Origin of the sequence: Streptomyces sp. ATCC 21386, from assembly GCF_018728545.1 — a bacterium.
Classification (GTDB): domain Bacteria; phylum Actinomycetota; class Actinomycetes; order Streptomycetales; family Streptomycetaceae; genus Streptomyces.
Genome location: NZ_JAAVVL010000001.1, coordinates 9,657,686 through 9,670,001 on the forward strand (window position 1 = coordinate 9,657,686; position 12,316 = coordinate 9,670,001).

A 12,316-nucleotide genomic window follows, 5' to 3' on the forward strand; every position below is an offset into this window, starting at 1 on the left:
TCTTCTGCGGCCGGTGCTTGAGTGAGAAATTCCTGTCGGCATCTGCTTCATCGAGCCGCAAGACTCCGCAACCCCGTCAGTTTCCACGCACAGATTGATGAGGTCCCCATGAACGCATCCCTCGACCCCACGGCCGACGAGTCGCACGCCACGGCCGCCGTCGGTCCGGAGCGGGTGTCCTTGGTGCAGTTGGCGGCGCGGAGCGGCGGCGCGTCGCTGTCGCCCGCTCTGACCCGTGCCATGGCGAACGGCACCGAACGCCGGGGTCCGGCGAGGGTCGCGGTGGCGGCCTTCCAGTCCTCCGTGTGACACCGCCGGCACCCTCCCGAGCCCGCCGAGACGCCCGACGTCACATGACCGCCGAGACCACCGACCTCACATGACCGTCGACACCGTCGGGACCGTCATGGGCCGACCGCTCCTGCCGCTGCGTCAGTTCGTGCTGAAGATGCACAGTCGCTGCGATCTCGCGTGCGACCACTGCTATGTGTACGAACACGCCGACCAGAGCTGGAGCCGTCGGCCCGTGGTGGTCTCGGACGAGGTCCTGAGCGCCACGGCGGAGCGGATCGCCGAGCACGCCGGGGCGCACGGGCTGCCCGCCGTCCACGTGGTCCTGCACGGTGGCGAGCCCCTCCTCGCGGGCCGGACCCGGCTGCGCAGGGCCGCCACGGAACTGACGGCCGCCCTGAGCGGTGTGTGCGAGCTGGACCTGCGGATCCACACCAACGCCGTCACGCTCGACGAACGGTTCCTGGACCTGTTCGACGAGTTCGGCATCAAGGTCGGCGTCTCGCTGGACGGCGACCGTTCGGCCAACGACCTGCACCGCCGCTACGCCGACGGGCGCAGCAGCCACGACCGCGTCCTCAGGGGCATCGCCCTGCTCAACCGGCCGCGCCACCGCCATCTCTTCGCCGGCATCCTGTGCACCGTCGACCTGCGCAACGACCCGGTCGCCGTCCATGACGCGCTGGCGGCCCTCGCCCCTCCCCGCGTCGACTTCCTCCTCCCGCACGCCACCTGGGACGAGCCGCCCGCGCGCCCGGCCGAGGACAGCGACGGCACCGCGTACGCGCGCTGGCTGCTGGCCGTCCACGACCGGTGGACCGCGACCGGCCGCGCCATGGACGTCCGGATCTTCGACTCGGTGCTGCGGACCCTGCGCGGCGAGAGCAGCCTGACCGAGTCACTGGGGCTGGCGCCCGCCGATCTCGCCGTGATCGAGACCGACGGGACGTTCGAACAGGCCGACTCCCTCAAGACCGCGCACGACGGGGCGCCCGCCACCGGGCTGGACGTGTTCCGCAACTCCCTGGACGAGGTCGCCGGGCATCCGGGCATCGTGGCCCGGCAGCAGGGCCTCGACGGGCTGGCCGAGCAGTGCCGGGCCTGCCCGGTGGTGCGCTCGTGCGGCGGCGGTCTCTACGCCCACCGGTACCGCTCCGACGGCAGCGGCTTCCGCAACCCGTCCGTGTACTGCTCCGATCTGCTGGCTCTCATCACCGACCTCCGGGACCGTCATATGACCGACCAGTCCGCGCGGCCGGCGCTCGCCGACCACCACCTGGCCGAACTGGCCACCGGACGCGGCTCGGGCGCCATCGTCGACCTGCTCGCCCGCCATCAACTCGCCCTGGCCCGTGAACTGCTGGGCCTCGTCCGGCACGAGACGACACTCGCGCCGGCCGCCGAGGACGGCCAGGAGGCGTGGGACACGCTGACCGCCCTCGACGCCGAGGCCCCCGAAGCGGTGGACCGGGTCCTGGCCCACCCCTATGGACGGTCCTGGGCGCTGAGCGCCCTCGGGGCCCGCCCGGCGCCGACACCGACCGCAGGCGTCACGGGCGCCGCGGCGACGGCAGCACGCGGGACGGCGGAGATCGCGGCCGCCGCCGCGCTGCGGGCGGGCCGCCGGGCTTCGGTGGTCGTCCCGGTCCACGCCGGGCTGCTGCGGCTGCCCACGTACGGGACCCTCACGGTGGAGGCGGACACCGAGCGGGTTCTGGTGCGCACGGATGTAGACGGCTGCACGGTCCGGGCGGGCGGCCGGACGTACGCGATCCCCCGGAGCGGCCGCGCGGACCCCGCCTGGCGGGGCAGCCGACGGTTCGAACTGGACGGCTGGTCCGTGACCTTGGAGGACACCGACCCCTGGCGGGACTGTCACGGCCACCCGGCGCACCCGCGGGTCAGCGAGGACGAGGCCGAGGCGTGGCGGTCCGACCTGACCGCGGCCTGGGCCTGGATCCGGCGCGAACTGCCCGAGTACGCGCCGGGGATCGCCGCCGGGCTCCGGACGATCACCCCGCTCACGCCCTCCCCCGAGGGCGCCGACATCAGTTCCGCGGCCCGCGACGCCTTCGGCGCGGTGGCCGTCGCCCGACCGTCCGCGCCGGAGACCCTGGCGCTGCTCCTGGTCCACGAGTTCCAGCACGTGAAGCTGGGGGCCGTACTGGATCTGGTCGACCTGTACGACCCGGCCTGCACGACGTTGTTCTACGCGCCCTGGCGTCCCGACCCGCGCCCGCTGGAGGGGCTGTTGCAGGGGACCTACGCGCATCTCGCGGTCGTCGACTTCTGGCGGGCCCGGTGGCGCGGCGGGGGCGGGCCGGATGCCGAGACGCGGTTCTCCCGGTGGCGGGACCAGACGGCGGAGGCGGTGGGGACGCTGGCGGACTCCGGGGCGCTGACGGAGACCGGGAAGCGGTTCGTCGCGGGGCTCCGGGAGGCGCTGGCGACGGACGAGGTCGGCGCGGAGGCCCTGCGCGCGGCCCGGCGGGCGGCGGAGGAGCACCGGCGGACGGTCCGGCCGTAGGGGGGCGAGGGGCGCGACGCCCGCTTTATTCCGCTTAACTGTTCGATGGCTGCGCTTCGGCGGCCGAGGCCGGGACATTGAGCCCGTTCGTCATATTCCACGTGCCCCTGCCCCCTTCCTACACTGAAGAAAGTCCGGGCATCGGGGGGCATGGGTGCGAGGAGATGCGGCCAGGGGCGGCGGAAGCCCTTATTTCTTCCTCAGTTACGCGCACACGCCGCGAAATGACGCCGGTGACACCGATCCGAACATCTGGGTGAGAAAGCTGTACGACGGGCTGTGCGCCCACATCATGCAGATGACCGATCTGCCGCGCGGCGCACGGGCCGGCTTCCTGGACCAGGGCATGGCCGTCGGCACCCGGTGGACGGACGAACTGTCCGAGAACCTCGCGCGCTGCAAGGTCTTCGTCCCCCTCTACTCGCCCCGCTACTTCATCAGCGAGCAGTGCGGACGGGAGTGGTGGGCCTTCAGCCAGCGGCAGATCAGCCACCGGGCCCGCGGCGGCGCCACCCGGGAGCAGGCGATCATCCCCGCGTTATGGGTGCCCGTGGAACCCGCCCAACTCCCGCACGCGGCCAAGGACCTGCAGTTCAACCACGTGTCCTTCGGCCAGGACTACGCGGAGGAGGGGTTCTACGGGCTGACCAAACTCCGCTACCTGCGGGACGAGTACGAGCGGGCCCTGTACCGGCTGGCCAAGCAGATCGTGCACGTGGCCAGGGTCACCGAGCTGGACGAGGGGCAGACGTACGACGAGTACGAGTCGCTGCCCAGCGCGTTCGGCGCCTCGGGGCACCCCCCGGAGTTCGACATCACGGTCATGGCGTGCACCCGCTCCGACCTGCCGCCGGGCCGTGAGCCCGACTGCTACGGGCATCTGCCGCGCGACTGGAACCCGTACCACCCGGCGTCGACCCGGCCGCTCGGCGAACACGCGGCGGACCTGGTGCGCACCATGGACTACAAGGTCAACATCGGGGACTTCGAGAAGGACGCCGACCGGCTGCTCGGCCCCGGCCCGCCCCGGGCCCCCGGGCTGCTGCTGCTCGACCGCTGGGCCCTCGCCTCCGCCCGGGGCCGGGAGCTGTTGGAACGGCTGTGCGAGGAACAGCGGCCGTGGATCAGCGTGATGATCCCCCGGTGCGAGGAGGACGCCGGACCGGCACGGGAGAAGCGGCTGACGGCCCTCACCGAGAAGGCCCTGGCCGCGCGGACGACGGAGGGCAGCGGCCACCGGACCCCCAACGGCGGCATCCGCACCCTGGACGCCTTCGGCAACGAACTGCAGACGGCCGTGAAACAGGCCGTCGCCTCCTACGAGGCACACGCACGGACCTATCCACCGGCGGGACCCCTCGTCGCACCCCCGCGGCTGCGGGGCCCGGCGGACCTGGGCGGCTAGGACCCCGGGGGCACCGGGGCGGGGAGTACGGCAAGAGCGGGTCGGACAGGGCGGAGGACGGCAGGCGCATGACGGAGAACCGCAACGGCACGGTCATCACGTTCTACTCGTACAAGGGCGGCACCGGCCGGACCATGACGCTCGCGAACGTGGCGTGGATCCTGGCCGCGGGCGGACACCGCGTCCTGGCCGTCGACTGGGACCTGGAAGCACCCGGTCTGCACAAGTTCTTCCACCCCTTCCTGAACCCGGCGATGCTCCGGGCCACCCCCGGGCTGGGCAACCTCATCGGCGACTACCGCCGGGAGGCGCTGCGCGACCTGCCCGACCGCGCCCCGGACTGGCACCGCAGGTACGCCCGCGTCCGCCCGCACGCGCTGACCCTCGACTGGACCTTCCCCGAGGGCGGCAGCCTGGACTTCCTCTCCGCCGGACGGAGGCAGGACGACTACCCGGTGATCGGCAACATGGACTGGGACCTCTTCTACGCCAGCTACGGCGGCGGCCAGTTCTTCGAGGCGATGCGCGCGGACATGCGGCGCCACTACGACTACACCCTGATCGACAGCCGTACCGGACTCAGCGACCTCGCCGACGTCTGCACCGTGCAGATGCCCCACACCCTCGTCGTCTGCTACACCCTCAGTGGCCAGAGCATCGAGGGCGCCGCCGCCGTCGCGCAGAGCATCCGGGAGCGGTTCGGCCACAAGGGCATCCGCATCCTGCCCCTCGCCATGCGCATCGACCTCGGCGAGAAGGACAAGCTCGACGCGGGGCGCGCCCTGGCCCGGGAGCGCTTCGCCGGGCTGCCCGCCGGCCTGGACGGCGACCGGCTGGCCGACTACTGGTCGTCGATGGAGGTCCTCTACCAGCCGTACTACGCCTACGAGGAGATCCTGGCGGCCTTCGGCGACCCGCCGAAGACGGCCAACTCCATGCTGAGCGCCTGCGAACGGGTCACCTCCGTCATCACCGAGGGCCGGGTCACCCGGCTCCCCTTGATCGGCGAGGAGAAGCGGGCCCGGTACAAGGCCGCGTACACCCGGCGGCGCCCGCTGCCCGTCTCCCGGCTGGTGCTCTACTACGTCTCCGAGGACCGGATGTGGGTCGACTGGCTGGAGTCGGTGCTCCGCAACGCCGGTTTCGACGTGGCGCCGATGGACGTCCGGGCGCTGCCGCAGGACGCCGACGGACTGCCGGGGCACGAGGACCGGGCCGCGTCCGGCGCCGAGGACGCGGCCGACGGCTCGGAGCGGCTGCTCGCCGTGGTCTCGCCCGCCTTCCTCGACTCCCGCAGGGCCCGCCGGGCCTGGGAGGACGCCGTGCACGCCGACGGGCGCAAGGCGGGGAACCGGCCGGTGGCGGTCCGCGTCGACGACGTCCGGCTCAGCCTGCCGCACTCCTCCCGGGGCGCCATCGACCTCACCCGGCTCGACGAGGACCGGGCCCACCGGACCCTGCTGACGAGCCTCGACCACCCGGACGTCCTGTCCGCGCCGCCGGACGGCGGCGCCCGCTTCCCCAACACCGGCACCCGGATCTCCAACGTCCAGCCCCGCTACCCGTGGTTCACCGGTCGCTCGCCGATCCTGGACCGGCTGCGTGAGCGCCTGGTCAGCGGCCGCTCCGGACAACGGCTGCCGCAGGTGCTGCACGGTCTGGGCGGGGTGGGCAAGTCCCAGCTCGCCCGCGAGTACGCCCACCGGTTCAAGGCGGACTACGACCTGGTGTGGTGGATCGACGCCGAACAGCCGGACCTCGTCCTGCCGAAGGTGGCCGCCCTCGCGCAGGAACTGGACCTGCCGGTCGGCGACGACGTCTCCGAGGCGGCCGAGGCCGCGATGCGGGCCCTGCGGCAGGGTGACCCGTGCGCCCGCTGGCTGCTGATCTTCGACAACGTTCCGGACCTCAACCGGGCGTTGCCGCTCTTCCCGGGCCAGACGGCTCCGCTGCGGGACCACGTGTACGGCCACATCCTGGTCACCACCCGCGCCCGGCCCGGCTCGACGGTGGTGCAGTCGCTGGAGATGGAGGTCTTCACCCGCGAGGAGAGCGTGGAGCACCTGTGCCGCCGCGTCCCCGGACTGCGCGACGCCGACGCGGACCGGGTCGCCGACGCGCTGGGCGACCTGCCGCTGGCCGTGGAGGTCGCGGCGGCCTGGCTGGAGGCGACGGCCACACCGGTGGAGGAGTACATCGACCAGTTGCGGGAGCAGTCCACCCGGGTGCTGTCGGTGCAGGAGGCGGTGAACGCGGTCGAGTACCCCTCCTCCGTCGGCGCCACCTGGAACATCTCCATCACCCGGCTGCGCGAGGAGTCCCCGGCGGCGGCCCGGCTGCTCGAACTGTGCGCCTTCTTCTCGGCCGAACCCATCTCCATGACCCTGATCAGCAGCGACGCGATGATCGACGCCCTGCTGCCGTACGACCGGGACCTGCGCGCCCGCTACATGCTCGGCCGCGTCACCCAGGCCCTGAACCGCTTCGCCCTCGCCAAGGTCGACTCCGCCGACAACTCCATCCAGGTGCACCGGCTGGTGCAGGCGGCGGTGCGGGACAGTCTGGACGAGCAGCGGTACGTGGAGACCATGCACGAGGTGCACCGCATCCTGGCCGCCGCCCGGCCGCGCGAGGGCGCCGTGGACGATCCCGCGCAGTGGCTCGGGTTCGAGGTGATCTGGCCCCATCTGATGCCCTCGAACATCCGTGAGTGCGAGGAGGAGGAGCCCCGCCAGCTGATGGTGGACCGCGTCCGCTACCTGGGAAAACGCGGCGAGCTGCAGGCGGCCCGCGACCTGGCCACCGACCTCGACGAGCTGTGGACCAACGAGATCCTCGACGCGGACGACGAGCAGGTCCTGAACCTCCGCTTCCAACTGGCCAACGTGATGCGCGCCCAGGGCGACTACCAGGCCGCCCGGGCGATGGACGAGAGGACCCTGGACGGCCAGCGCCGACTGCTCGGCGAGGACCACCCGAACATCCTCATGACCTCGGGCAGTCTGGCCGCCGACCTCAGGGCGTTGGGGCGCTACAAGGAGGCGCTGGACCTGGACCTGCGCATCCACCTGGGTTTCAAGGAGATCTTCGGCGACGACCACCCGCGTACGCTCTCGGCCGCCAACAACCTGGCCATCGACCTGCGGCTGGCCGGCGACAGCGAGGCCGCCCGGCGGCTCACCGAGGACATCGTCCGCCGCCGCACCGCGCTGCTCGGCCCGACCCACCCCTACACACTCGCCACCAAGGGCCACCACGCGCGTGACCTGCGCGACCTCGGGGACTACCGGACCTCCGCCGAGCTCCTGCGCGAGGTCCGCGAAAGCTTCGAGCAGGTGTTCAACCCGGGCGTGCCCGAGGTGTTGCAGGCCGACAAGAGCCTCGCGGTCTCCCTGCGCAAGGCGGGCCGTACCGCCGAGGCGCTGCGGATCACCGAGGAGACCTGGAAGACGTACGCCCGCTACCACGACCGCTACGGCAGCACCATCCCCGAGATCCTTGCCTGCGGGCTCAACCTGGCCGCCGACTACTTCGCCACGGACCCCGAGGACGGTCCGGCACGGGCGGTCCACCAGGTCGAGGAGGTACTGGACGGGTACCAGGACTCGTTCGGCGCCGAGCACCCGTTCACCATGTACTGCTTCAACAACCTCGCCATGTACCACCGGGCCCTGGGCAACACCGAGAAGGCGGAGGAGCTGAGCCGCCACGCCCGCGACTGTCTGGCGGCGACGCTGGGGGACGACCACCCGGCGGTCTGCTCCGCGGGCCTCAACCTGGCCAACGCCTACGGCGACCGGGGGCTGTACGACCACGCCGAACGCTCGGAACGCCAGGCCGTGGAGGGGCTGCGCCGACGGTTCGGCGCGGACCACCCCGATGTGCTGGTCGGCATGGGCAACCTGGCGATCACCCTGCGGGACACGGGTCACGAGGAGGCCGTACGGCTCCAGGAGAGGGCGGCGACCCGGCTCACCCAGCTGCTGGGCCGGGGCCATCCGGTGACCGTGCTGGTCCGCTCCTGGCAGCGGGTGGGGAGGGACCTGGAGCCGCACCAGATCTGACGCGGGACGCCGTGGAAGTCCCGGTCGGCTGCTGAGCAGCGAGCTCGGGACGTGCTCTAGACGGCCACCAGCGGTGCGTCGTCGCGCCACTTGAGGATCTTGTCGAAGCTGACGATCGCGCCGCCGCGGCCCGGTTTGTTGCCGATGTGGACGTGGTCGGCGAGTTCCCGGATGAGGCAGAGGCCGCGGCCGTCCTCGGCATCGGCGGGGGCCGGGCGGACCGGGTGTCGGTGCGGGAAGCCCGGCCCGGAGTCGGCGACCTCGATCCGGCACTTCTCACCGTCGAGGTAGGCGGTCACCCGGTACGCCTCGGTGGCGGTGCCGGACGGGATCGCGCCGCCGTGCTCGACAGCGTTGGCACAGGCCTCGCTGAGGGCGATGGAGAGGTCGTAGGAGACGTCGGGATCGACGCCCGCGGTCTCCATCGTGCCGATCAGCAGCCGTCGGGCGAGCGGCACGCTCGCAGCCTCGCGCCGCAGATGGAGTGACCACCAGATGCTCATGCTCCAGCCTCCTGGCCGCGGCTCGACATACCGTTACGTATTGCCGCCGAGGCCCGCCCGCAATCGCCTGGAACCCGTCTCTCCGCCCATACGGCGGATGCGTCCCCCGCACATTCGGTGTATGCGGACCGAACCCTTCCGAATCATCCACAACTTCCACCACTCCACCGCAGCCGGACGGCACCGGGGCCGACTGCCGGACGGCGACGGTGAGGACCGAGCGGTGCCGCGCTTGCACCGGGACGGCTGCCGTGAGGATCAAGCGGTGGGCGCACTTGTCTCCGCCTTCGCACGGCGGTCAGCGCGCCCGCACGGCCCCGAGTCCTTTCAGGAGCGCGGAGGAACTGCGCGACCAGCCGCCAATCACCCCGAAACCCCAGCTGAACACCGCCCCCTCCCTCCCCGTACCTCAACCCGTGAACCCGCCGAACCCGGCGCAGCGCCCCGGTGCGATGATGGGCCCGCCATGACTGCCCCCCACCCAGACCGCCCGGCCTCGCCACGCCGGACCCGCGCCGGAGGCGACCTCCGGGTCCTGCGGGCCGCGGTGTTCGCCGCGGTCTGTGTCGTGCTGGCCGGGGCCGGACACGCACTCGCCTCGTGCGCGACGGTTCCGCTGTGGAGTCTGGGCGTCGGGTTCGTCGGCACCTTCTGCGTCGCCGCCGCGCTGGCCGGCCGGCAACGCTCGCTCCCGGGCATCGCGGCACTGCTGGCGGTGGGCCAGACCGTGCTGCACGTCCTGTTCGGCCTGAACCAGCACGGGACGACCAGCGCGTCCCGCACGACGGAGGCGATGGACGCGGCGCTCATCGAGCGCGCGGCCCGCTTCGTGTGCGGCACGACCGCGGCGGCCCTGAGCCCCGAGCGGGCCCGTCGCATCCTCATCGACGCGGGAGTCGGCGGTACGCACGTCACGCACGACCCGGCGGACGCGATGACGACCGCGCCGGGCTCGTCCGCCGCCCTCCTGCCGTCCCTGCCCATGCTGCTCGGCCATGTGCTCGCCGCCGTGGCCGCCGGGTGGGTGCTGCGCCACGGCGATCTGGCGCTGCTCCGGCTGACCCGGCTGGCGACCGAGGAGCCGCTCGTACGGTCGCTGCGTGGCGCGCTCGCGCTGACGCGGGCCCTGCGGTGCGGGCTGCCGGGCACGCCGGAAGCGGTTCCGCGCGCCCCGCACACCGTGCACGCGGCGCCCGCCGCCCTGCGGACGACCGCGCTGCAGCACACCGTCGTCCGCCGAGGACCTCCGGCCGCCGCTCCCGCCTTCATGCTCGCCGCCTGACCCGACGCACACTCACTCCACACCAGGGAGAGGGCGTCCGTCGCCCGGCGCCGAGCCCCGCGCACCCGCTGCCGACCCCGATCCAGCGGTTTCGACGGCTCCGGCCCCTCTGTCTCCGGACCACGGGCTCCGGCTCCCAGCCCTGCTCCTGGTCCCGGCCGTGGATGTCGGCCGTGGATGTCGGCCCGGGCCACAGCCCGGCTGTCGGCTCGCGGCGTGCGCTGTCCCTCGTCCTCTTTTCTCTCACTCACTGTGGAGTGTCACCCGTCATGAAGGCTTCTCGTATCGCCGCCGTCGGCACCCTCGCCGGCTCGGCCGTCCTCCTCCTGTCCGGCCCCGCGTTCGCCCACGTCAGCGTCGCGGCGGAGGGCACGGCGGCCAAGGGCGGGTACGCGACCGTCAACTTCAAGGTCCCCAACGAGCGCGACGACGCCACGACCACCAAGCTCGAGGTGAACTTCCCGACCGACCACCCGCTCGCCTCGGCCCAGCCGGAGGCCGTCCCGGGCTGGAAGATCAAGGTCACCAAGGCCAAGCTCGACAAGCCGCTCGAACTGCACGGCGAGCAGATCGACGAGGCCGTCTCCAAGATCACCTGGACCGCCACCGGCGACGGCATCGCGGCGGGCTTCTTCCAGAAGTTCCCGGTCTCCATCGGTCAGCTGCCCGAGAACACCGACGAACTGGTCTTCAAGGCGCTCCAGACGTACTCCAACAAGGAGGTCGTCCGCTGGATCGAGGTGCCGCAGGACGGCCAGGAGGAGCCCGAGAACCCGGCGCCCGTGCTCGCGCTGTCCGCCGCGTCCGACGACCACCACGGCGCGTCCGGCGCCTCGAACGCCTCCGACAAGGCGAAGGACGACGCCGAGGCCCCGTCGAACGAGACCACCGCCGCACCCGCCGACACCAGCGACACCACCGCCCGCGTGCTCGGCGTCGTCGGCATCGTCGTCGGCGCGGCGGGCGTGGCCTACGGCGTCCTCGCCGGCCGCCGCCGCACGAACGCCTGAGCCCCCGGCTTCCCGGCCCTCTCCCTCGGCGCGCGCGGCTACCCCCCCGTGCGCGCCGGGGCTCGAACCCACTGGACATCTTTCATGCGCACGAACACCAAGAAGACGACGCTCGCGGCCGGTGCCCTGCTGGCCGCGGCCGTCCTCGGCCTCTCGGCCTGCGGCACGGGCGACAACTCCACCACGTCGGTCGCCGAGGTCTCCGACACCGGCCCCCAGCGGCACTTCACGGTCCTCGACCAGCCGTTCACCAAGCCGGACCTGGTCCTCACCGACACCAACGGCAAGTCCTACGACCTCCGCAAGGAGACCGCGGGCAAGCCGACGCTGATCTACTTCGGGTACACCAACTGCCCCGACGTCTGCCCGCTCACCATGAACAACCTCGCGGTCGCCAAGAAGGAGATCGCGAAGAAGGTGCCGAAGGCGGAGCTGGCGAACCTCCGGCTCGTCTTCGTCACCACCGACCCGGAGCGCGACACCTCGGCCGAACTCGGGAAGTGGCTCAAGGGCATCGACTCCGAGATCGTCGGCCTGACCGGCGACTTCGACGACATCCAGGCCGGCGCCCGCACTCTCGGCATCTCCATCGCCCCGCCGACCAAGGACAAGAACGGCAAGACCGTCTCCGAGCACGGCACCCAGGTCATCGCGTTCTCGCCGAAGACCGACGGCGGCTATGTGCTGTACGACGACAACGCCACCGTGCAGGACTACGAGAAGGGCCTGCCGAAGCTGCTCAAGGGCGAGAACCCGTGAGAGCACCGGCCGGTCCCGTCCTGATCACCGCCGCCGCGCTCGTCGCCCTGACGGGCTGCGGCTCCGCCGCCCCCTCCTCCGGCTCCGCCGCGCAGCTGTCCGTGAAGGCGGCCTACATGCCGCAGCCCGTCACGGACTCCATGGCCGCCGGTTACCTCGTCATCGAGAACGACGGCGGTACGGCGGACGAGCTGACCTCCGTCACCAGCGACCTCGCCCGGGACGTCACCGTCCACGAGACGACCGGGCAGTCGATGCGGGAGGTCGGGGGCCTGAAGGTCCCCGCCGACGGCGAACTCGTCCTGGAGACCGGTGGAAACCACCTGATGTTCGAGAACCTGAAGCGCAAGCCGAAGGAAGGCGAGACGGTGTCCCTGCGGTTGAACTTCACCAAGTCCGAGGCCATCACGGTCGAGATGCCCGTGAAGTCGGCGACGTACCGGCCGACCAGCGGTCACTGAGGGAGGTAGCACCG

At 72.1% G+C, this 12,316-nt stretch carries 9 protein-coding genes; 8 read left to right on the forward strand and 1 reads right to left on the reverse strand.

Annotation, left to right across the window (positions count from 1 at the left end):
• The first annotated feature begins 108 nt into the window (after window positions 1-108).
• The 4 genes from fxsA (at window position 109) to fxsT (ending at window position 8,287) form a co-directional block, all read left to right on the forward strand.
• The gene (gene fxsA / locus GWK25_RS41600) at window positions 109-309 is read left to right on the forward strand and encodes an FxSxx-COOH cyclophane-containing RiPP peptide (RefSeq protein ID WP_215456830.1); all 201 of its coding nucleotides are present in this window, start codon (window positions 109-111) and stop codon (window positions 307-309) included.
• A gap of 70 nt (window positions 310-379) precedes the next feature.
• Window positions 380-2,818, forward strand: a complete 2,439-nt coding sequence (locus GWK25_RS41605) for an FxsB family cyclophane-forming radical SAM/SPASM peptide maturase (RefSeq protein ID WP_251829272.1) — start codon at window positions 380-382, stop codon at window positions 2,816-2,818.
• 154 nt (window positions 2,819-2,972) lie between these two features.
• Window positions 2,973-4,223 carry a TIR-like protein FxsC gene (locus GWK25_RS44640; RefSeq protein WP_215456832.1) on the forward strand — a complete coding sequence of 417 codons (1,251 nt, stop codon included), beginning with the start codon at window positions 2,973-2,975 and terminating at the stop codon, window positions 4,221-4,223.
• 68 nt (window positions 4,224-4,291) lie between these two features.
• Window positions 4,292-8,287, forward strand: a complete 3,996-nt coding sequence (gene fxsT, locus GWK25_RS41615) for an FxSxx-COOH system tetratricopeptide repeat protein (protein WP_215456833.1) — start codon at window positions 4,292-4,294, stop codon at window positions 8,285-8,287.
• A 56-nt stretch (window positions 8,288-8,343) separates the two neighbouring features.
• Here the strand turns inward: fxsT and GWK25_RS41620 are convergent, their stop codons facing one another.
• Window positions 8,344-8,790 (reverse strand): ATP-binding protein, encoded by a 447-nt coding sequence (locus tag GWK25_RS41620; protein ID WP_215456835.1) that lies wholly within the window; start codon window positions 8,788-8,790, stop codon window positions 8,344-8,346.
• Window positions 8,791-9,256: 466 nt separating this feature from the next.
• Here GWK25_RS41620 and GWK25_RS41625 point away from each other — a divergent pair, with 466 nt between their 5' ends.
• The 4 genes from GWK25_RS41625 to GWK25_RS41640 all read left to right on the forward strand — a co-directional run bounded on the left by GWK25_RS41625 (window position 9,257) and on the right by GWK25_RS41640 (window position 12,302).
• Complete coding sequence (locus GWK25_RS41625) at window positions 9,257-10,072, forward strand: hypothetical protein (RefSeq protein ID WP_215456837.1); 816 nt, start codon at window positions 9,257-9,259, stop codon at window positions 10,070-10,072.
• A 269-nt stretch (window positions 10,073-10,341) separates the two neighbouring features.
• Entirely contained in the window at window positions 10,342-11,082 is a 741-nt protein-coding gene (locus GWK25_RS41630) for a YcnI family protein (protein WP_215456839.1), read from the forward strand.
• Window positions 11,083-11,166: 84 nt separating this feature from the next.
• A complete protein-coding gene (locus tag GWK25_RS41635; protein ID WP_215456841.1) occupies window positions 11,167-11,841 on the forward strand; it encodes an SCO family protein in 675 nt (224 codons plus the stop codon).
• Window positions 11,838-12,302: a copper chaperone PCu(A)C gene (locus GWK25_RS41640; protein WP_215456843.1), complete on the forward strand. Its 465-nt coding sequence runs from the start codon at window positions 11,838-11,840 to the stop codon at window positions 12,300-12,302. Before GWK25_RS41635 ends, GWK25_RS41640 begins: the two co-directional genes overlap by 4 nt.
• Window positions 12,303-12,316: the final 14 nt, after the last annotated feature.